The sequence below is a fragment of the Ruegeria sp. YTSC230 genome (assembly GCF_059609665.1).
In genome coordinates this window covers 136821-156993 of sequence record NZ_JBXWMC010000007.1, presented here as the reverse complement: position 1 = coordinate 156993, position 20173 = coordinate 136821, and the positions used below count along the sequence as shown (strand labels likewise).

The following is a 20173-nucleotide window of genomic DNA, read 5'->3' as shown; positions in this document are numbered from 1 at the left end:
AAACCGAATTCCACATCTGGTGATAGCTGGCGCGGGCTTGTAGGGTCGCGCCATGTCTTTGCCCTCTGTGACCTACTCTGACGACCAGGCCGCCGCGTATGACAGCATCTCTGAGATGCTGAAGTCGGCAGGTGTTGACCTTGACGATGACGCGCTGCTGAAGCTTCCAGGATCGGGTAAGTCCGGTGTGATGGCCGTGATTGGCAAGGCGGGGTCCGGAAAAACCCTGCTGCTGGCCGAGCTTTACAAAGCCATTGCGGACACAGGCGTTCAGATCGTGTCCGGCGATTTCGAGAGCCGCAAAGCCCGTGAAAAACGCAGTCTGGCGATCTTGGCCCCGACGAACAAAGCGGCCAGCGTATTGCGTCTGCGCGGGGTGCCAGCCACCACGATCCACCGTATCCTTTATACGCCTGTCTACGACCCGGAATACGAGCGCATCGCCGAATGGCTGGCAGGCAATGACGAACGCCCCGAAATCGAAGGCCTGACCGACGAGGCGCTGGATCGCGCAGCGGCGTTTTACCAGAACAACAAATCCATTCCCGGAGCGTTGGCCGCGGCAGGGTTACGGGGCTCCGATTTTATAACCGGCTGGAAACGCCGGGACGAGCCGTTGGACATCGGGTTTGTGGACGAAGCCTCGATGCTGGATGACCGGCAATTCGAAGACTTGCAAGAAATCTTCCCAACACTTCTGCTGTTTGGTGACCCGGCACAGTTGGCGCCCGTCAATCAGTCGGGCAGCATGGTGTTCGAGGCATTGCCGGAACCGCGCAAACAAATCCTTCACCGAGTTCATCGGCAGGATGCGGATAACCCGATATTGGACCTTGCCCATGCGCTGTCGGACCCTCAGATGGGGTTCGAAGATTTTGAGCGCATGGTCGAGCAGACCGCCCGTCAGGACGACCGTGTGGTTTGGGGGCAGCGGGTCGAGGTCGATCTGATGGCCCGCAGTCCCGTTCTGGTCTGGCGCAATGCAACCCGCATTCGGCTAATTCAGGCTTTTCGGAATGTTCACGGCGCGCCGGATACCGAATTGTTGGAAGGTGAACCGCTAATCTGTGACGGTATTGAACTGCCCCTTAAACATCGCAAGAAACGGCTGGATCTTGAGGCGCGTGGCCTGATCAAGGGCGCTCAGGTCATCTATCTGGGCCCCGGCCGCAAACCGGGCTTTTCCAGGTTGCACGTGATGGGTGCCGAAGACCCTCAGGTCAGCGCCGCATCCATCGTCAAGATTGAAAAACCGGACGAGGAAGAGCCGTTTATTCCTTTTGCCGCCCGCATGGGCGCCACCTTTCTTCATGGCGCAGCGGTCACCATTCACAAGGCGCAAGGGTCGCAGTGGAACACTGTTCAAGTGTTTGCTCCGGATATCTATGCCGCTGCCCGTATGGGCCGTACTGAAGCTGGACAGCCGTTGTGGAAACGACTGGCCTATGTGGCTATCACACGCGCGCAGGAAAGGCTGATCTGGGTCGTGCGCAACCGGCTTGCCAAGCCGACCTATCCGCTGCGTGTGGACGACCTGCGCGCTGTCCCGGCGGCCTCGCTGACATTGGAGGCAGAAGAGACATGACTTCCATTATTGTGACCGGCGCAAGTTCGGGCATAGGGCGCGCCACGGCTGAATTATTTCTGACCCAAGGATGGACGGTTGGCCTTTTCGCGCGCAGTGCTGACAGGCTGAACCAAATGGCTGCAGAGCACGCAAACGCAATTCCATTGGTCGCGGATGTCACCGATGCACAAGCGGTCGAGGCCGCCTTTGGAGAGTTTCGGGGCAAAGCGGGCCATTTGGATGTTCTGTTTAACAACGCCGGAATTTTCGCGCCGGGGGGAACGATTGACGAGATCGCGTTGGACGATTGGTACCAAAGCGTCGACGTAAACCTAAACGGCATGTTCCTGTGTGCCCGTGAGGCGTTTCGGATCATGCGTCACCAATCGCCGCAAGGCGGGCGTATCATCAATAACGGCTCAATTGCCGCCCATGTGCCGCGCCCCAACTCGGTGCATTACTCGGCGACGAAACACGCCATTACGGGTCTGACGCGCAGTCTGTCTTTGGACGGGCGGGGCTTCAATATCGCTTGTGGGCAAATCGATATCGGCAATGCGCGAACACAGATGGTGCAGGGCCTGGTCGATGCTGCCATTGCAGAGGGGCAGCAGCCTGACCCAACAATGGCCGTCGAAGACGCAGCACGATCCGTCTTGCACATGGCGAACCTGCCGCTTGAAGCAAACGTTCAGTTTATGACCGTGATGGCCACGACCATGCCCTACATCGGACGCGGGTAACGGTCAGTTACTCGCGCAATAGGCGGAACGCGGTTGACGCACCCCAACCCGCCGCAATCGCGATCACCAATGACATCAAGCCGTACCAGACCGGTTGCTGGCGGGACATGTTGTACAAGAACCGCTCCAAACCCACTTTGCGCACGTCGATGGTGGTCTCAAATTGCGAAACGACCGAACCGCCACGGGTTAAGAAGATGCGTGCCACATAATCGCCTTCGGTCAGATCCGCAGGCATTTCGATCGAGGTACGGAACAGGGTTTGTTCATCAACGGCCACGGTGTCTTCGCGAATGGAATACAGACTTTCGTGCTCGCGAATACGAATAACAGCGTCCGCGAATTCCTGCGCGCCGCGGATGTTCATCGCAGCACCAACAGACCGGATGGCACGTTCGATTGATACGCTGTATCGCAGGTCTTCGGTATCCGACAGGATCTCATTCAAGGGCGCGCTGGTCGCAACCGCATAAAAACTGGGGGCTTCGTCTACGAGGACACTGTCAGTATTAACCCAGATTCCAAGCTTGCGCTCTTTACGCCGAACGGTGACAGGACTGGATGGACCAGACACTGCGACAATCACTTCCAGCGGTGGTCCTGACGGGATGGGAGCTTCGCGTTTGACCGCGCCAAAGACCAGGATTTCAGAGCCGTCGAAATTGGCGGTGATGGCCACGCGATCCTGGCTGAGGCCCAGAACGACTTCCTCATCAACAGCCAGGGCGGGGCTGGCACAAAGAGCCAGCGCAACAAGCAAGCGTTTCAGCATGATCAGTGCCCTCCGCCGGTGCCAAGCGAATAGAGCTCGGATGGTTCAAGCAGCAGATCCAGCGCCAGTTTTCCGCAAACCACAAGAACAAGGGCCGCGAGCAACACGCGCAACTGCTCGGCAGGCATGCGGGCGCCGATCACCGTGCCGATCTGTGCGCCGATGACGCCGCCAACCAGAAGCAAAACGGCAAGAACGACATCAACTGTAAAGTTGGTGGTAGCATGCAGCATGGTCGTAAAGGCGGTGACAAAGATGATCTGGAACAGGGATGTTCCGACAACAACCTTGGTGGGCATTCCCAACAAATAGATCATCGCAGGCACCATGATGAACCCGCCGCCAACGCCCATAATGGCCGACAGAACGCCAACGAACAGGCCAACCAGCGCAGGCGGAATGACCGAGATATACAGGCCCGAAGTCCGGAACCGCATTTTAAACGGCATCGCATGCACCCAGCCGCGTTGGCGACGCTTGGGGGGTGCGGACACGCCTTTCTTGGATTTACGGAGAGCATTCAGGCTTTCGATGAACATCAAACCGCCTACGACGCCAAGGAACACGACGTAGCACAACGTCACAAGCAGATCGACCTGCCCGAGGCTTTTGAGGTAGTTGAAAATCACCACCCCAAGTGCGGCACCCGTTAAGCCGCCCATCAATAGGACGGTCCCCATTCTCAGGTCGACGGTTTTTCGTCGGAAATGCGCCAGAACCCCAGAGAAGGAAGAGGCAACAATCTGGTTGGCTTCGGTTGCAACCGCAACGGCCGGCGGAATGCCGATAAAGAACAGCAGGGGCGTCATCAGGAAGCCGCCGCCGACACCGAACATACCCGAAAGAATGCCGACCATCCCCCCAAGCCCCAATAGAAGGAAGGCGTTGACAGAAACTTCGGCGATAGGAAGGTAAATTTGCATATCGAGCTACTGGATGAGGGTAGGCGGGTCACAGAGAGTGATCAGGGCCGCCTCAAGGCAAAGTGGTGTCGGTTTAATGCGACGCGCGGCGGCAGTGCCCCGTGGCCACATGGCGGAAGTCGGATCGCTGGGCGTCATGCCAGCAGCCTGAAACGGCTAAATGTCTGGTTTTCCTCAGTGTTGAGGCGTTCATGCGTTCCCAAAAACACGGTCCGGGTGGATTCCGAGTCGTGGGGTATGATTGGCGACACATGCATACCCCTTTAGAACGGTTGCGGCATGCAAAATCAACTCCGCATGCCGCTCTGCAGCGAACAGGACTGAACTGAGTCCGAAACTGGACTTATCAGCGCTCTTTCACGTAAGGCTCACCACCGGCGCGGGGCGGGACCGCCTTGCCGACAAAGCCAGCCAGAATGACCACGGTGAGGACGTAGGGCAGGGCATCCATTGCCTGCACAGGGATAACCACGCCGCCCAGATCGATGTTCTGGAAACGCAGTGCGATGGCTTGCAGCAATCCGAACAAAAGGCATGCTCCCATGGCATGCCAGGGCCGCCATTTTGCAAAGATCAGTGCAGCCAGCGCGATAAACCCGCGGCCTGCGGTCATGTCCTTGACGAAGCCGGCCTGCAGCGCAGTGGCCAGATAAGCCCCGGCAATGCCGCACAGCACACCACAAATGGCGACAGCAGCGTAGCGCAAGCCAACGACCGAGACACCAGCTGTGTCCACGGCAGCCGGGTTTTCACCCACGGCGCGGAGGCGCAAGCCGAACCGTGTGCGATACAGAATCCACCATGTTGCCGGAACCATCAGGAACGCGACATAGACCAGGACTGAATGGCCCGAGAGCAACTCGGAATAGATCGGCCCGATGATCGGCACCCCGCTCAGCGACTCGGCAAAGGGGAAGTTGATCGGTGTGAAACGACCGCCACCAAACAGTGAGGGCGTGCGCCCGCCCTGTTCGAACCAGCTTTGCGCGACAAGGACCGTCATACCTGCTGCAAGAAAGTTGATTGCGACCCCGGATATCAACTGGTTGCCCCGGAAGGTGATCGAAGCCAAACCGTGAAGTCCGGAAAGAACAAGAGAAGAGGCGATCCCCGCCAGCAGGCCCAACCAGACCGACCCGGTCACAGCCGCGACGGCTGCCGAGAAGAAGGCGGCCATCAGCATCTTGCCTTCCAGACCGATGTCGAAAATGCCTGCACGTTCGGAATAGAGCCCAGCCAGACAAGCCAGCAATAGCGGTGTGGCCAGACGGATGGTCGAATCCAGGACCTGGATGAAGGTAATGAAGAACTCCATCACTGCGCTCCCTTCCGCAGGCTCAGGAACAGCTTTTCAAGCGGCATCCGGACCATGTTGTCCAATGCTCCAGTGAACAGGATCACCAGAGCCTGAATGACTACGATCAGTTCGCGCGGGATCGACGTCCAGAAAGCCAATTCTGCACCGCCCTGATAGAGAAACCCGAACAGGATCGCCGCAAGGAATACGCCAAACGGGTGCGACCGGCCCATCAGGGCCACAGCGATGCCGATGAAACCTGCGCCTTCAGTTGCGTTCAAAACCAGGCGTTCGGCCTCGCCCATCACGTTGTTGATGGCCATCAGCCCCGCCAGCGCGCCCGAAATCAGCATCGCGATGATGGTGATCCGCACCGGGGAAATGCCTGCATAGACAGCGCCGGTTTCGGTCTTGCCGTAGGACCGGATTTCATAGCCCAATCTTGTCCGCCAGATCAGTGCCCAGACGACAAAACAGGCCAATACCGCGATGAAGAACGTGATATTAACAGGGGTCCCTTTGAACACTACGTTTTCGGCGGTTGAGAACATCGACTGAAATGTGGGTAGGTGAACGGCATCGGGGAAACGCGCCGACGAGGGGTCTTGCGCGCCCGGTGGTCGCATAAGATTGACCAACACGTAGTTCAGGAATGCCGCCGCAATAAAGTTGAACATGATCGTTGTGATCACGATGTGACTGCCACGCTTGGCTTGTAGATAGGCCGGAATGGCGGCCCATGCGGCGCCAAACAGCATCGAACCTGCGCAGGCCGCCAACAGCGCGATGCTCCAATGCGGCCATGGGATGTAAAGGCATACCATGGCAACGCCCAGCCCGCCCAGCATAGCCTGACCTTCGCCCCCGATGTTGAACAGTCGGGCGTGGAAGGCGACAGCCACAGCCAACCCGGTGAACATAAAGTTGGTGGCATAATACAGCGTATACCCCCAACCGTAGGTCGACCCGAGCGCACCGGTCACCATCAGTTTCACCGCTTCGACCGGGTTTTCACCGATGGCCAGAATGACCAAGGCGGACAAGATTGCGGCCAATATCAGACTGATCAGCGGGATCAGCACCACATCGGCCCATTTGGGCATCTTTTCCATGTTACGCGGCCTCTCCCGCAACACCGGCCATCAACAGGCCAAGTTCTTTTTCATCTGTTTCATGGGGCAGTCTTTCGCCCATGACATGTCCGTCAAACATCACAGCGATGCGATCCGATAGCGAGAAGATTTCTTCCAACTCGACCGAGACGAGCAGGATTGCTTTACCCTGATCGCGCAGCGCGACGATCTGCTTGTGAATGAACTCGATCGCGCCGATGTCGACGCCGCGGGTTGGTTGCCCCACCAATAGAAGATCCGGGTTCCGTTCAATTTCGCGCGCGACAACAATCTTTTGTTGGTTCCCGCCCGAGAAGCTTTTGGCTGTAAGCCATGCATCAGGTGGCCGGACGTCGAATTTTTCGATCTTGCGCTCGGTATCGGCGCGCAGGGCGGCGTTGTTCATGAAAAACCCGCTCTGATAGGCAGGATCACGGTGATAGCCAAAGGCCACGTTTTCCCAAGCGTGGAAGTCCATCACAAGACCTTCGCGCTGACGGTCTTCGGGAACATGCGCAATATGCTGGGCGCGACGGGCCTGACCGTCCGATCCCGGACCGCTAAGCGCCAGCGGGGCACCGTTCAGTTTGATCGAACCCTGACCCGGACGCATGCCGCCCAGAACTTCCAGAAGCTCCGATTGGCCATTTCCGGCCACGCCAGCGATACCGACGATTTCACCGGCCCGAACGGTCAGGTCGATACCCTTGACCCGTTCGACCCCGGCCGAATCGAAAACACTGAGCTTTTCAATTTCCAAAACGGGCTTACCGGGTTGCGCAGGTACTTTGTCGACCTGCAGCAGCACCTTGCGGCCCACCATCAGCTCGGCCAGTTCCTCGGGGCTGGTGTCGGCTGTTTTCACCGTCGCCGTCATCTGACCGCGCCGCATGACCGAAACCGTATCGGTGTTTTCCATGATTTCGCGCAGCTTGTGCGTGATCACGATGATCGTCTTCCCTTCGGCCCGCAGGCGGTCAAGGATGCGGAAAAGCTGGTCAGCCTCGGACGGGGTCAGAACCCCGGTGGGTTCGTCCAGAATCAGAATCTCGGCCTTGCGATACAGGGCTTTCAGGATCTCGACCCTTTGCTGCATTCCGACGCCAATCTCGTCGATGCGCTTGTCGGGATCGACGAACAGCTCGTATTCCTCTTCCAGCGCTTTCAATTCTTTGCGCGCTTTGGACAAGGACGGGGCCAGCAGCCCGCCGTCCTCGGCACCGAGAACGATGTTTTCCAGAACGGTGAAATTCTCAACCAGTTTGAAATGCTGGAAAACCATCCCGATCCCGGCAGCAATGGCCGCTTGGCTGTCAGGGATGTCGGTCTTGTTGCCGTTAATCCAGATTTCACCTTTATCGGCTTTGTAAAAGCCGTAGAGGATGCTCATCAGCGTGGATTTGCCCGCACCGTTTTCACCGATGATCCCATGGATCGTACCGGGGGCGACGCTGATAGAAATGTCTTTATTGGCCTGAACCGGCCCAAAGGCTTTGGATATCCCTTTGAGCTCAATGGCGGGGACGGTCATGTCTTGTCCTCAATTGCCGAAAGGGCCGCGGTGTCATACGCGGCAGAGTCGGGGGCAAGGCGGAGGTTGTACCCCCGCCTTGCGCGATATCAGAACTGCAGTGCCGGGCAGCTGTCGTTCTCATAATAGCTGACAACAGAGACGTTACCGTCGATGATGTCTTGACGCGCTTTGTCGACTGCGCCTTTCATCTCGTCCGAGACCAGAGGTGCGTTGTTGTCATCCATGGCGACGCCAACACCTTCTTCGGCCAGACCCATCTGGAATACGCCGGTTTCCAGGTCTTCGCCCGCAGACATCGCGTCATAAACGGCAACATCAACGCGTTTCAGCATCGAGGTCAGAACCTTACCCGGGTGCAGGTGGTTCTGGTTGCTGTCCACGCCGATCGACAGGATGCCTTCGTCTGCCGCGGTCTGCAGTACGCCAACACCGGTGCCGCCAGCGGCCGCATAGATCACATCAGCGCCCTGGCTGATTTGTGCTTTGGTCAGTTCCGAACCCTTCACCGGGTCGTTCCATGCTGCCGGGGTGGTACCGGTCATGTTGGCAACAACATTGATGTCAGGGTTTACAGCCTTGGCACCCTGCGCATAACCGCAGCCAAAGTGGCGGATCAGCGGGATATCCATGCCACCGATAAAGCCGACGGTGCCGGATTCCGATGCCATCGCGGCCATCATGCCAACCAGATATGACCCTTCATGTTCGGCAAAACCGATTTGGCGGATGTTGGGGATGTCCAGCCAGTTGACGTCAACCGCAACGAATTTGGTGTCTGGGTAATCGGCGGCCACGGCGGACAGCGGATCAGCCATGCCAAAACCCATCGTGATGATCGGGTTTGAGCCGGATTCAGCGAAACGGCGCAGAGCTTGCTCGCGCTGTGCTTCGGACTGGATCTCGATCTCGTTATACGAGCCGCCTGTTTCTTCGGCCCAACGCGATGCGCCATTGTGGGCGGCTTCGTTGAAGGATTTGTCAAACTTGCCACCAAGATCAAAGATCAGGGCAGGATCTGCCAGCGCAGCGCCAGCCGTAAGTGCGACTGCGGCGGTGGCACCCATCAAGGATTTCATCAGGGTCATTTTATACTCCCGTTTGTTATTATCGGTCGGGGCGAAGATAGCCCCGTTCACCCACTGTGAGCGAGCATAACTGTTGTGATGGCGGGAATTAAGGACGTTTGCAACCACCGTGGTCAACAGATTTTTGACCATTTGGTCGAAAAATTTTATCTGTGACGGTCAATCCAGCGCGGATTCCATCACGATAGCGTCGATTTTCTGATTGTTTTCGCGCAGGTAGTACCCCTTGCGCACTCCACAGGCGCGATAACCGCTGTGTTCATACAGCGCGATGGCCGGCAAGTTATCTGCAGCGACGTCCAGAACAGCGCGCGTTGCCCCCAAAGCCTTTGCTTTCGTGTGCCATTCATGCATGCAATTTCGGGCTAAGCCCTGTCGCTGAACGTCCGGATGCGTGGCGATCGTCAGCAATTCCGCCTCATCGCCGATCACCTGGAACAGCGCGAAAGATTGAGTATTTCCAACGGTATGGATGAATCGATTGTTCAGAAGATCCGAGAATTCGACCGCAGCCCACGACCGTGACCGGGTAAATGCCGCCGCGTGTGTTCTGGCAAGATCCTCGGGAGTCATCAGTCCAGCAAAACCGGGGGGGTGTCTTTGGAAGGGGCCGCATCCGCAGGCCGAACATAGAGTGGAGCTGGCTGCGCGGTGTTGGTCTGCCACTTTTGCCCGGCGATCCGGGCAATTGCACGGATTTGCGCATCCGGGTCGTCATTCAGGATCAGGGGGCCAAGTGATTCTGCCTCAATTTGAGGCATAAGCATCGGACTTTGGTCCGGCAACGCCACGTAAACCTGATCACGTGGGGCGCGGATCGCGGGCAGGGCGTCCATAGACATTTCGGCCAATGCGTCGAACCCTGACACGCCTACCGCTGGAACGCCAAGCCCTAAGGCTAGGCCCCGCGCCGCAGAAACCGAGATTCGGATGCCGGTAAAGTTTCCGGGTCCAACGCCGACACCGATCGCGGACAGGTCTTTCCACCCATATCCGGCATCTGCCAGAACCTCTTCCAGCAACGGCATCAGGCGTTCGGCTTGACCGCGCGACATGGCTTCGATGCGCGAAGTCACGATCCGGTTGCCGCACAACAAAGCGGCCGCGCAATGCGCGGCCGATGTATCAAACGCCAAAATAATGGGGTCAGACGGCAACAGGGCGAACCTCGGTCACTTCGGGGATGTAGTGACGCAGCAGGTTTTCGATACCCATCTTCAACGTCAGGGTCGAAGACGGGCAGCCCGCGCAAGCACCTTGCATGTGCAGGTAGACAACGCCCCGGTCAAACCCGTGGAACGTAATGTCGCCGCCATCCTGAGCAACCGCGGGACGGACCCGGCTATCCAGCAAGTCTTTGATTTGGTTCACGACTTCGGCATCTTCGCCAGTGTGCTCAGCATGGCCCGATGCGGCTGTCTCACCAGCCCCGATGACCGGTTGGCCGGATTGATAATGCTCCATCACCGCACCCAGAATCGCGGGTTTGATGTGATCCCATTGGACGTCATCGGACTTGGTGACGGTCACGAAGTCATTGCCGAGGAATACACCCGTTACTCCGCTGACCGCAAAAATCCGTTTTGCCAAAGGTGATTTTTCACCGGCTTCAGCCGATGGGAAATCCGCAGTGCCCGCTTCTAGCACGGTCTGGCCGGGCAGAAACTTCAAGGTTGCAGGGTTCGGCGTGGATTCGGTCTGGATGAACATGTCACGGCTCCGTTTCAGTTGCATCTGATATGCGGGTCCGAGCCGGATAAGTCAAGATTTGGAACGATTCTAAATGTTGGCCGCCAACCGGATTGCATCATCCAACCGATCGTCACCCCAGTATAGTTCGTCACCGACTAGAAAACTCGGCGCGCCAAACAGCCCCTTGGCCTGAGCGGTTTTAGTCTGCTTGATCAAAGCAGACTTGATCTCGGCGTCTTGGGTTCTGTCCAAAAGGTTTTCAGGCAGGCCAGCGGATTTCAGGCAATCAACCAGCACCGCATCGTCCGACACGTTCCGACCTTGTGCAAATTCGGCTGTATAGACCGCCCGAACGAAACGCGCCCTGTGGGTCTGATCTTCAATAGCCAGCGTGAGGCGCGCAGCCTTCAGGCCGTTTTGCGGAAACGGGTCCGGCTGCCGGAAGGGCAGGCCGCGCTGCGACGTCAAACGCTCCATATCGCGCCACATATAGCGCCCTTTGGCCGGGTAGATGTTGAACGGGGAATTGTTCCAGCCCTGCGTCGCGAAAATGGGCCCCAGAAGAAAGGGATGCCATTCTACGACGACGTCGTGCTGTGCCGCAGCCTGCTCGATTCGCATGGCGCTGAGGTAGGAATAGGTCGATGCGAATTCGAACCAGAACTGGATGCGGCGTTGCATAGGGTGGCCTCAGGTGATGGCTTCCAGCTTTTCCTTGCTAAGGTCGCCGGGCACAATTGTGATCGGAATCGGCAAGCTGCCCGAGTTTTTAGTCAGCTGCGTTACCAAAGGGCCAGGCCCTTTCTTTTCGATGCCAGCCCCCAGGACCAGAACGCCGATGTCCGGGTCTGACTGGACATGTTCGATGATCTGAGGGACAGGGTCGCCTTCGCGAATGGACAGCTCGGGATCGATCCCTTGTTTGTCGCGCATCCATTTGGCGAAAACTTCGTAATGCGCATGAATGCGTTCGCGTGCCTCTTCGCGCATGGTTTCGGCAACACCGATCCAGTGATTGAACTCATCGGGTGGGATGACGGACAGGATCGTTACCCCTCCACCGGTATGGGCTGCACGCATTGCAGCGAAACGCATCGCGTTAAGGCATTCACGGCTGTCATCCAGAATGACTAGAAACTTACGCATGGGTGTCCTCGTGTATTTAGGGGGATCATGCCCGACCAAATGCGGGCTGGCAACACGGCGTATGACTACCGAGTGCTTGCCGCCCAGTCCCAATAAAGCTCGCGCGCGCGACGTGCAATCGGTCCGACCTGATATTGGGTGTCTTCTAATGCGGTGACCGGCGTTATCTTGTTCATGTTACCGGTCATAAACACCTCGTCCGCCTTGTGAAAATCTTCAAAGCTGAGAACAGATTCGTGGACCGTCACGCCGTCAGCGCGCAGGTTTTTGATATGTCGCGCTCGGGTGATTCCGGCCAGAAAAGTTCCATTGGGCGTAGGTGTGAATACCTCGCCGTCCCGGACCATGAAGATGTTTGCGGTGGCGGTTTCCGCCACATGACCCAAGGCATCCGCTACCAGCGCGTTCGAGAACCCCTTGGACTTGGCCTCTTTCAGCATTCGGGCGTTGTTGGGATACAGGCATCCGGCTTTGGCATTCACAACGGCTGATTCCAGAACCGGTCGGCGGAACCGCGTGGTGGTCAGCGTGACCGAAGCTGTTTCCGGTGCCATTGGTATTTCTTCCAGACAGATGGCAAATCCGGTGCTGTCCTGCTGAGGCACAATGGCCGTGGCGTCCCCGTCGATGCCCCAATACATCGGCCGAATATAGACGGCGGAACCTTTGGCATAGCCATTCAGCCCTTCGCGGACGATTTCGACCATCCGTTCGGTCGTCACGGTCGGCGTCAGTAAAAGCGCCTCGGCCGAGCGGTTGACCCGTTCGCAATGGGCCACCAGATCCGGGGTCAGCCCGTCGAAGAAACGCGCGCCGTCAAAGACCGAAGACCCCAGCCAAGCGCCATGGTCTGCCGCACGCATGATCGGGGCGTCCCCGTTGTGCCACTGACCATCAAAATAGGTGCGGATATTTTTGCCGACTGCCATGACGCCCTCCTTTGCCCTTGGGGCAACCTAGGAAGGCGTCACAGGAAGGTCCAGCGCAATCAGCCTTGTTTTGCGCCAACCATACCCACGATGTCGTAGGTCTGTTGCAGGATCGGGGCCGCTATCGCCCGCGCCCTTTCCGCGCCGCGTGCGAGAATCCGGTCAATCTCGGCCTCTTCACCCATCAGACGCGCCATTTCGGTTGAGATCGGCGACAGTTTGGCGACCGCCAGCTCGGCCAGCATCGGTTTGAATTCACCGAATTGCTTGCCGCCGACTTCGGCCAGAACCTGTTCCGCCGTTTGATCGCTGAGCGCGGCGTAGATGTTGACCAGATTGCGCGCCTCGGGGCGTTCGGACAGACCGTCGGCTTCTGAAGGCAGGGCATCCGGGTCGGTCTTGGCCTTGCGGATCTTCTTGGCGATCTCGTCGGCATCGTCCGTCATGTTGATCCGGGTCATATCGGACGGGTCCGAAGACGACATCTTCCGCGAGCCGTCCCGCAGGTTCATCACGCGCGGCGCGGGTCCACCGATTACAGGCTCGGTCACCGGAAAGAAATCCACGCCATAATCATGGTTGAACTTGATCGCGATGTCGCGAGTCAGCTCCAGATGCTGTTTCTGGTCCTCGCCCACCGGCACATGTGTCGCATGGTAGGTCAGGATGTCCGCTGCCATCAGTGCCGGGTAAGCAAACAAACCCAGCGAGGCGTTCTGAGCATTCTTGCCCGCCTTGTCCTTGAACTGCGTCATCCGCTGCATCCAGCCCATCCGGGCGATACAATTGAAGATCCACGCCAGCTGCGTGTGCTCGGCCACCTGGCTTTGGTTGAACAGGATGGACTTTTCAGGGTCCAGACCGGCGGCGATGAAACCGGCGCAAACCTCGCGGGTCTTTTCGCGCAGACGGGCAGGGTCTTGCCAGACGGTGATCGCGTGCAGGTCGACCATGCAATAAATGGTCTCGAAATCTTCGCCCTGCATATCCACAAAACGCTTGAGCGCACCCAGGTAGTTGCCAAGGTGCAGGTTTCCCGAAGGCTGGATGCCGGAAAACACGCGCGGCGTGAACTTGGTTTCGGTCATCGAAGGGAACTCCCGTCTGGAAAAATCAGCCCCCGTCGCTTACCCATGAGGTCAAGGGACGTCAACAGCCGCGAAAGGCCAGCCCAATGAGCAGTGAGCATTATACACCCGCCGTAAACCCTCTGCCGCCCGTTGTGGTGGCGTTGGTCCTGTTCATCATGGGGATCGAATTGGCGTTTACACTGGGTGCACGCGGTCTTGTGGGTGGGCCATCAGCGGTAGGTTGGCGGTTGGATGCCCTGCAGAGTTACACCTTTTCCCCGGATATCTTTCACTGGATGATCGAGAATGGCCGTTGGCCGTTTGAACATGTGATCCGTTTCGTGACCTATCCGTTCGTATCGGGCAGTTTTACCCAGGCGGTTTTTGTCAGCGTCTTCGTTCTGGCCATGGGCAAAATGGTAGCCGAAGTGTTCGGCGGTTTTCAAATGCTGATCATTTTCGTTTTGTCCGGTATCGGTGGCGCGTTGGTCTATGGGTTGTTGCTAAATCCCGCCTATCCGCTGGTCGGAGGGTTCCCGCCGGTTTACGGTCTGATCGGCGCGTTCACATGGCTGCTGTGGCGCAAGTTGTCACTGGTCGGCGAAAACCAGTCCCGGGCCTTCAGCCTGATCGCGGTTTTGATGGGCATCCAGCTGGTGTTCGGACTTTTGTTTGGCGGCACGTCCGATTGGGTTGCCGATCTGGGCGGATTTGCCACCGGATTTGGTCTATCGTTTTTCCTGGCACCGGGCGGATGGGCGCGGATCGTGGGACGTATTCGCCGCGACTGATCAGGACCGACGCAGCGCTTTTCTGAATTCGGACAGCTCGAACGCTTTGAAGAGGTGACCGAGTAAGAAATAGGCGGCAGCTGCAACTATGATTAGGACAAGCAGCGCCAGATAACGCCATCCGGGTACTTGGAAGGTCCAACCAAAAATATGAAGGGCGGCGAAAAGCACAACGCCCATACCCAGCGATGCCGCGACGACGCGCCAGGCACGTCGTTTGAACCGGTCGTCAAACCGTGCTTCATCGCCGAAACGGCGCGCTCCAATCGCCAACAAGGCAACCATCGCCCAACCGGCAGCCGAAGCCGCGATCGCCGGTGCGATCCACCCCACCAATGGGTAAAGACCAAAGGCCAGCCCGGCATTGATCACCATCGCAACTACGGCATAGCGAAACGGAGAGCGGGTGTCTTCGCGCGCGAAGAACAAGGGCTGCAGCAGCTTTTGCAGCATGAAAGCGGGCAGGCCGACGCCATAGATAGCTACGGCCAAGGCAGTGGCAGCCGAGTCCTCGGGGCTGAATTGGCCGCGTTCGAACAGGACCGACACCAGAGGTATTGGAATGATCAGAAAGGCAACTGTGGACGGCAGGGTCAGCAGCAGTGTGAACTCTCCGGCGCGGGAATAGGCATTGCGCGCCCCGTCCTTGTCCCCGGCCCGTAAGCGGCGCGACAGATCTGGGAGCAGGACGATCCCCACCGCAATACCGACCACGCCCAATGGCAATTGATACAGCCGATCCGCTGCGAACAGCCAACTGACAGCCTTTTCGGTTTTGGACGCGACCAACTGGCCAACCACGAGATTGACCTGCGTGACGCCCATCGCCAAAGCGGCGGGCACTGCAATGCGAACCATGCGTCGCATTTCCGGGCTGAGCTTGGGCAGGCCGGGACGGATGCGAATACCTGCTCGTTCTGTCGCCACCCAAACCAGCGCCAGTTGCGCAACCCCTGCCAGCGGAATGACCGTGATCAGCCACCAGATTACGTCGCCGCCAGACAGCGCGCCTGCGATCAAAGCAGTACAGGCAAAGATATTGAGTAAGACAGGCGCGGCAGCGGCAGCGGCGAACCGACCAGTGGCATTCAGAACGCCGGAAAACAGCGCGGCCAGCGACATGAACAGGATATAGGGAAAAACGACGTGACCGTAGTCGACAGCCATGTCGAAGCGTTCATCGCCATAGAACCCTTCGGCGGTCAGCCAAACAAGTCCAGGCATGAATACCATCGCCAATCCAACCAGTGCCAAAACAGCCGCCGCCAGCAGGTTGAAGGCATCCTGTGCAAATCCTTCGGCGTCTTCTTCGCCCTCCAGTCGTTTCGAGAACATTGGCACAAAGGCGGCGTTGAAGGCACCTTCGGCAAAGAAACGGCGAAACATGTTGGGCAGGCGGAAAGCGGCAACAAAGGCGTCCATCACCGGACCGGGCCCGATATAGGCGGTTAGCAGAATCTCTCGGAGAAATCCCAAAATTCGACTGGCCAGAGTCCAGAATCCGACCGTGAACAGGCCTGAAAACAACCGGATTTGTTTCATGAGATCGCGCGCTCCGCACCTTCAGTGATGGCTTTGCGCAGCTTGGTCTCAAGACCGCGTTGTTTGCTTTCGGAATGGTATTTCAGGCCGAACATGTCCTTGACGTAAAACGTATCGACAACCTGTTCGCCATAGGTCGCGATCACGGCGTTGGCGATATAGACATTGGCCGCCGCCAGCGTTCTGGCCAGGTCATACAACAGGCCCGGGCGGTCGCGGGTATCAACCTCGATGATGGTGTAGATCTCGGACCCGTCATTATCGAAGATGATATGGGTCGGCACATTGAAGGCGCGTTCGCGTTTCTTGATCTTGTCGCGCGATTTCAGAGCGTCACGCGCCACGACTTCGCCCTTGAGCGTCTTTTGGATCATCTGTGTCAGTCGCGGTAATCGGCTGGCCTCAAAAGGGTGGCCCTCGGCATCCTGAATCCAGAACGCATCAGTGACGTACCCGTCCTTGGTGGTATAGCTACGGGCGTCGACCACGTTGGCCCCAACCAACGCAAGCGCCCCGGCGATGCGGGCGAAAATCCCCGGATGGTCTGCCATGGCAAAACACGCGCGGGTGGCGTCGCGATCGTCATCCGGATGCAGGTGAATTTCCATCGCGCCGGGGTCGCCGCTGTGTTCCAGAGCGCGTAGCATTTTCGCGAACTCAATATGTGTAGACAGGTTCAGGCCCTGCCAATAGGGCGCATAGTGTCGTCCTGTTTCGGCCTTCAGGTCAGCCTTCGACCAATCGTCAAGCGCCGAACGCAGCGCCTTTTTGGCTTCGGCGCCACGGTTGGCCCGGTTCAGGTCTTCCATACCGGTTTCAAGCGCCCGTTTGGTTTCAGCGTGCAAGGCGCGCAGCAGGGTGGCCTTCCAGTTGTTCCAGGTGTTGGGCCCAACGCCGCGAATGTCACACACGGTCAGAACCGTGAGCAGATCCAACCGTTTGACCGTCTTAACCGCCTTGGCAAAATCGCGCACTGTGCGCGGGTCCGAGATGTCGCGTTTCTGCGCCATGTCCGACATCAAAAGATGATATCGTACCAACCATTCCACGGTTTCAGAGTCTGATTTGTTCAGACCCAACCGTGGAGCAACCTTGCGCGCGATCTGAGCGCCCAGAATGGAATGGTCCTCGGGTCGCCCTTTGGCGATATCGTGCAGCAGCAACGCTACGTAGAGGACCTTGCGATTAACCCCGCGTTTCAGGATCGATGAGGCCAGCGGTAGTGACTCGACCAATTCACCGCGTTCAATCTGGGCCAGGTTGACGATGGTCTGGATCGTGTGCTCGTCCACTGTATAGCTGTGATACATGTTGAACTGCATCATCGCCACGATGTGTTCGAACTCTGGCAAAAACGCCGACAATACTCCCAATTCGTTCATGCGGCGCAGGGCGCGTTCCGGGTTGCCGTGTTTCAGCATGAGGTCCAGAAAAATGCGCTGCGCCTCTTTGTTTTGGCGCATGTCGTCGTCGATGAGGCTTAGGTTGGCTGTTACCAGCCGCATCGCATCCGGGTGGATCAGCATGCCAGTGCGAAGACCTTCCTCGAACAGACGCAGAAGGTTCAGCTTGTCGGACAGAAACTTCTTGGCGTCCGCTACATCCAAGCGACCGTGAACGACCTTGTACCCTGCTTTGACACGCGGTCGACGCCTAAAGATGCGTTCCAGTAGGGCGGCACCTTTCACGTGTGACGCTTCGAGTTTGGTCAGGAATATCCGGGTCAGTTCACCAACGCGCGTTGCCTCGCGGAAATAGCGTTGCATGAACACTTCAACAGCCCGTCGCCCGGCCCTGTCTTCATAACCCATACGGTCGGCAACCTCGACCTGCAGGTCGAAGGTCAGCTGTTCTGTTGCGCGCCCGGTCACTAGATGCAGATGTGAACGCACGGCCCACAGAAACTCTTCGGCCTCTACAAAGGTGCTGAATTCCTCGGGTTCAAACAGGCCCAGAGGGACCAGTTCAGCCACGTCCTGAACGCCATAGATGTACTTTGCAATCCAGTAGAGTGATTGAAGATCGCGCAGCCCACCCTTGCCCTCTTTTACATTGGGCTCGACCATGTAACGCTCACCCTGCTTGTGGTGGCGCTCGTCCCGTTCCTGCAGCTTGGCCTCGATGAATTGACGCTCGCTGCCCTTGAACAGCTCGGTTTTCAGACGGTCATCAAGTTCTTCGGCAAGGGCCGCGTCCCCAGCCAGATAGCGTTGCTCGAGCATGGCGGTGCGGATGGTGAAATCCTCGGTGCCCAGTCGCAGGCAATCCTTGATTGTTCGGGATGAATGGCCAACCTTCAGGCGTAGATCCCAAAGCATGTAGAGCATGGACTCGATGACGCTCTCGGCCCAGGCGGTGATCTTGTAGGGCGTCAAAAAAAGCAGATCGACGTCCGAAGCCGGGGCCATTTCGCCGCGGCCATATCCACCAACAGCAAGAACCGCAATCTTTTCGCCCTGCGTCGGGGTTGCCAGCGGATGTAGATAGGTGCTGGCCACTTGCATCGCTGTGCAGACCAACCCGTCGGTTAAATAGGTGTAGGACCGGGTCAAAGGTCTGGCGTCAAAGGGGCGTTTAGCGAAGGCATCCGCAATGGTCTTGCGCCCAGCTTTTTGGGCATCGCGCAGGATGCGCACGGTTTCATTCCGCCGCGCGGCATTGTCTTGAATATTTTCAAAGGCTTCCGACAGTTGCACCAGGATGGCGGTACTGTCGAAAATTTCATCGGCCGGGCAGATCAGCTCACCCTTGGGGGTGAGCGTCAGCATCGGCTGATCAGAAACCGGCGCCAGAGAAGCTTTGAGGGGCGGAGTCAATCACTACTACCTGTTTGTTCTGGATCGTGGCAACGGCCAGACCGCGTTCATTCGTGCCGTCTGATCGCAGGCGGAAGATACCGCCAACGCCCTGGAAACCGGCATTTTGTGTCAGGGCAGATGCGGTCAGCGCGTCGGATTTTCCCTGGCTCACCAAAGCCGCAATCGCTGCAATGCCATCATAGGCCAGACCGCTGATCGGGTGCGGAGCCTCACCATAGGTGCTGTTATACCGCTGACGGTACGCCTGCGCCTTTGCCGGGTCGGGCAGGGCGAACCAGCCCCCTTGAACACCCGGCAGTTCCAGCGTCTGTGCCGGTATGTCCCAGCGCGTCAGGCCGAGGAACTGGGTGGTGGCCGACGACACACCAGCTTCTGGCAACAGCTGCGAATACAGCGGCAGTGCGCCAGCTGTCGTTGCCGTCAGAAACACCGAATCCGCACCAGCAGCATCCACGGTTGCCTTGATCGTTGGAACCGAATTGATGACGCCTTGCTGGGACCGGTCATAGCCAACCGTACCCGCGTTCGCTACACGGCTGCTGGCAAGCGCGGTTGCAATCGCTGATTGACCAAGCTGCCCGGCTGCATCATTGCTGTGGACGATGACCATGCTGGTCTTGCCTTGTGAACCGGCAAAGTTGACCAAACGGTTCGCAGTGTTTTGAAAGGTCGGACCCAGAACAAAGACGTTGCCACCAGCAATGCTGGTATTGTTCGAGAAGGACAGCACGTTGACCTTGTTGTTCAGTACGGAGAGACCTGCCGAGTTTGCTGCCTGCGCGTAAACCGGGCCAATGATGATCTTCGCCCCATCCGCGACGGCCTGTTGCGCCACTGTCGCAGCCGTGTTCGAGCTGCCGCGCGTGTCATAAACGCGCAGATCAATCTTAACATTCTGCAGATCAGCCATGGCCAGGCGCGCCGCGTTCTCAAGGCTCCGCGCCAGTTCGGCGTCGCCGGAATTTCCCGATCCCGCCGGAACCAAAAGTGCGACCGGAACGGGTTTGGACGTGTTGATTGACGGGCCTCCGCCAAGGCCGCCGGGCTCACATGCCGCGAGGAATGCGGCGGTTGCCAGGATCGCGGCGGATTTCGCCAGCTTGCGAACGGGCTTGCAAACGGTAAACATCTAAATGAAAACTCCCTGTCCC

Annotated in this window: 19 protein-coding genes; 3 read left to right on the top strand and 16 right to left on the bottom strand. The window is 58.0% G+C overall.

The genetic code is table 11. From position 1 onward, the window contains the following. Window positions 1–52 precede the first annotated feature (52 nt). Entirely contained in the window at window positions 53–1585 is a 1533-nt protein-coding gene (locus AC2FD9_RS15280) for an ATP-dependent DNA helicase (protein WP_058278772.1), read from the top strand. Beyond that, window positions 1582–2310, top strand: coding sequence for an SDR family oxidoreductase (locus tag AC2FD9_RS15275; protein WP_496837661.1), 729 nt, complete (start codon window positions 1582–1584; stop codon window positions 2308–2310). The genes AC2FD9_RS15280 and AC2FD9_RS15275 overlap by 4 nt, the downstream gene beginning before the upstream one ends. 7 nt (window positions 2311–2317) lie before the next feature. Here the strand turns inward: AC2FD9_RS15275 and AC2FD9_RS15270 are convergent, their stop codons facing one another. The 13 genes from AC2FD9_RS15270 to trpS form a co-directional block, all read right to left on the bottom strand. Next, a complete protein-coding gene (locus tag AC2FD9_RS15270; protein ID WP_282120127.1) occupies window positions 2318–3082 on the bottom strand; it encodes a TIGR02186 family protein in 765 nt (254 codons plus the stop codon). Window positions 3083–3084: 2 nt separating this feature from the next. Beyond that, window positions 3085–4005: a sulfite exporter TauE/SafE family protein gene (locus AC2FD9_RS15265; protein WP_058273512.1), complete on the bottom strand. Its 921-nt coding sequence runs from the start codon at window positions 4003–4005 to the stop codon at window positions 3085–3087. Window positions 4006–4351: 346 nt separating this feature from the next. Further along, window positions 4352–5320: an ABC transporter permease gene (locus AC2FD9_RS15260; protein WP_472722859.1), complete on the bottom strand. Its 969-nt coding sequence runs from the start codon at window positions 5318–5320 to the stop codon at window positions 4352–4354. Further along, a complete protein-coding gene (locus AC2FD9_RS15255) occupies window positions 5320–6414 on the bottom strand; it encodes an ABC transporter permease (protein ID WP_496837658.1) in 1095 nt (364 codons plus the stop codon). Before AC2FD9_RS15255 ends, AC2FD9_RS15260 begins: the two co-directional genes overlap by 1 nt. A 1-nt stretch (window position 6415) precedes the next feature. After that, window positions 6416–7945: an ABC transporter ATP-binding protein gene (locus tag AC2FD9_RS15250; protein WP_496837656.1), complete on the bottom strand. Its 1530-nt coding sequence runs from the start codon at window positions 7943–7945 to the stop codon at window positions 6416–6418. 89 nt (window positions 7946–8034) lie between these two features. Further along, the gene (locus tag AC2FD9_RS15245; RefSeq protein ID WP_282120130.1) at window positions 8035–9033 is read right to left on the bottom strand and encodes a BMP family lipoprotein; all 999 of its coding nucleotides are present in this window, start codon (window positions 9031–9033) and stop codon (window positions 8035–8037) included. A 159-nt stretch (window positions 9034–9192) separates the two neighbouring features. Further along, complete coding sequence (locus AC2FD9_RS15240; protein ID WP_282169790.1) at window positions 9193–9606, bottom strand: GNAT family N-acetyltransferase; 414 nt, start codon at window positions 9604–9606, stop codon at window positions 9193–9195. Further along, window positions 9606–10190, bottom strand: coding sequence for a tRNA (adenosine(37)-N6)-threonylcarbamoyltransferase complex dimerization subunit type 1 TsaB (gene tsaB, locus AC2FD9_RS15235; RefSeq protein ID WP_282169789.1), 585 nt, complete (start codon window positions 10188–10190; stop codon window positions 9606–9608). Before tsaB ends, AC2FD9_RS15240 begins: the two co-directional genes overlap by 1 nt. Next, window positions 10180–10743, bottom strand: a complete 564-nt coding sequence (locus AC2FD9_RS15230; protein WP_058273506.1) for a NifU family protein — start codon at window positions 10741–10743, stop codon at window positions 10180–10182. Before AC2FD9_RS15230 ends, tsaB begins: the two co-directional genes overlap by 11 nt. A 69-nt stretch (window positions 10744–10812) precedes the next feature. Beyond that, window positions 10813–11406, bottom strand: coding sequence for a 2-hydroxychromene-2-carboxylate isomerase (locus AC2FD9_RS15225; protein WP_496837653.1), 594 nt, complete (start codon window positions 11404–11406; stop codon window positions 10813–10815). Window positions 11407–11415: 9 nt separating this feature from the next. Further along, window positions 11416–11871 carry a universal stress protein gene (locus tag AC2FD9_RS15220; protein ID WP_058273504.1) on the bottom strand — a complete coding sequence of 152 codons (456 nt, stop codon included), beginning with the start codon at window positions 11869–11871 and terminating at the stop codon, window positions 11416–11418. Between the two features lie 65 nt (window positions 11872–11936). After that, the gene (locus tag AC2FD9_RS15215) at window positions 11937–12800 is read right to left on the bottom strand and encodes a branched-chain amino acid aminotransferase (RefSeq protein WP_496837651.1); all 864 of its coding nucleotides are present in this window, start codon (window positions 12798–12800) and stop codon (window positions 11937–11939) included. A gap of 59 nt (window positions 12801–12859) precedes the next feature. Continuing rightward, complete coding sequence (gene trpS / locus AC2FD9_RS15210) at window positions 12860–13888, bottom strand: tryptophan--tRNA ligase (protein ID WP_496756390.1); 1029 nt, start codon at window positions 13886–13888, stop codon at window positions 12860–12862. An 86-nt stretch (window positions 13889–13974) separates the two neighbouring features. On the opposite strand from trpS, the gene AC2FD9_RS15205 reads away from it, so the two are divergent. Then, complete coding sequence (locus AC2FD9_RS15205; protein WP_282120136.1) at window positions 13975–14661, top strand: rhomboid family intramembrane serine protease; 687 nt, start codon at window positions 13975–13977, stop codon at window positions 14659–14661. Here AC2FD9_RS15205 and murJ read toward each other — a convergent pair whose 3' ends face one another. The 3 genes from murJ to AC2FD9_RS15190 are packed head-to-tail and all read right to left on the bottom strand — an operon-like array spanning window position 14662 to window position 20151. Further along, the gene (gene murJ / locus AC2FD9_RS15200) at window positions 14662–16203 is read right to left on the bottom strand and encodes a murein biosynthesis integral membrane protein MurJ (protein WP_496837648.1); all 1542 of its coding nucleotides are present in this window, start codon (window positions 16201–16203) and stop codon (window positions 14662–14664) included. After that, complete coding sequence (locus AC2FD9_RS15195; RefSeq protein WP_496837647.1) at window positions 16200–18971, bottom strand: [protein-PII] uridylyltransferase; 2772 nt, start codon at window positions 18969–18971, stop codon at window positions 16200–16202. Before AC2FD9_RS15195 ends, murJ begins: the two co-directional genes overlap by 4 nt. 7 nt (window positions 18972–18978) lie before the next feature. Further along, complete coding sequence (locus tag AC2FD9_RS15190) at window positions 18979–20151, bottom strand: penicillin-binding protein activator (protein ID WP_282120139.1); 1173 nt, start codon at window positions 20149–20151, stop codon at window positions 18979–18981. Window positions 20152–20173: the final 22 nt, after the last annotated feature.

What these genes read in the sequence shown, in the direction of transcription:
- AC2FD9_RS15215 (WP_496837651.1), bottom strand. Translation starts at nt 12,800, where the DNA reads ATGGCAGTCGGCAAAAATATCCGCACCTATTTTGATGGTCAGTGGCAC.
- trpS (WP_496756390.1), bottom strand. Translation starts at nt 13,888, where the DNA reads ATGACCGAAACCAAGTTCACGCCGCGCGTGTTTTCCGGCATCCAGCCT.
- AC2FD9_RS15260 (WP_472722859.1), bottom strand. Translation starts at nt 5,320, where the DNA reads ATGGAGTTCTTCATTACCTTCATCCAGGTCCTGGATTCGACCATCCGT.
- AC2FD9_RS15275 (WP_496837661.1), top strand. Translation starts at nt 1,582, where the DNA reads ATGACTTCCATTATTGTGACCGGCGCAAGTTCGGGCATAGGGCGCGCC.
- AC2FD9_RS15280 (WP_058278772.1), top strand. Translation starts at nt 53, where the DNA reads ATGTCTTTGCCCTCTGTGACCTACTCTGACGACCAGGCCGCCGCGTAT.
- AC2FD9_RS15265 (WP_058273512.1), bottom strand. Translation starts at nt 4,005, where the DNA reads ATGCAAATTTACCTTCCTATCGCCGAAGTTTCTGTCAACGCCTTCCTT.
- AC2FD9_RS15255 (WP_496837658.1), bottom strand. Translation starts at nt 6,414, where the DNA reads ATGGAAAAGATGCCCAAATGGGCCGATGTGGTGCTGATCCCGCTGATC.
- AC2FD9_RS15245 (WP_282120130.1), bottom strand. Translation starts at nt 9,033, where the DNA reads ATGACCCTGATGAAATCCTTGATGGGTGCCACCGCCGCAGTCGCACTT.
- murJ (WP_496837648.1), bottom strand. Translation starts at nt 16,203, where the DNA reads ATGAAACAAATCCGGTTGTTTTCAGGCCTGTTCACGGTCGGATTCTGG.
- AC2FD9_RS15240 (WP_282169790.1), bottom strand. Translation starts at nt 9,606, where the DNA reads ATGACTCCCGAGGATCTTGCCAGAACACACGCGGCGGCATTTACCCGG.
- AC2FD9_RS15205 (WP_282120136.1), top strand. Translation starts at nt 13,975, where the DNA reads ATGAGCAGTGAGCATTATACACCCGCCGTAAACCCTCTGCCGCCCGTT.
- AC2FD9_RS15195 (WP_496837647.1), bottom strand. Translation starts at nt 18,971, where the DNA reads ATGCTGACGCTCACCCCCAAGGGTGAGCTGATCTGCCCGGCCGATGAA.
- AC2FD9_RS15270 (WP_282120127.1), bottom strand. Translation starts at nt 3,082, where the DNA reads ATGCTGAAACGCTTGCTTGTTGCGCTGGCTCTTTGTGCCAGCCCCGCC.
- AC2FD9_RS15250 (WP_496837656.1), bottom strand. Translation starts at nt 7,945, where the DNA reads ATGACCGTCCCCGCCATTGAGCTCAAAGGGATATCCAAAGCCTTTGGG.
- AC2FD9_RS15190 (WP_282120139.1), bottom strand. Translation starts at nt 20,151, where the DNA reads ATGTTTACCGTTTGCAAGCCCGTTCGCAAGCTGGCGAAATCCGCCGCG.
- AC2FD9_RS15220 (WP_058273504.1), bottom strand. Translation starts at nt 11,871, where the DNA reads ATGCGTAAGTTTCTAGTCATTCTGGATGACAGCCGTGAATGCCTTAAC.
- AC2FD9_RS15225 (WP_496837653.1), bottom strand. Translation starts at nt 11,406, where the DNA reads ATGCAACGCCGCATCCAGTTCTGGTTCGAATTCGCATCGACCTATTCC.
- AC2FD9_RS15230 (WP_058273506.1), bottom strand. Translation starts at nt 10,743, where the DNA reads ATGTTCATCCAGACCGAATCCACGCCGAACCCTGCAACCTTGAAGTTT.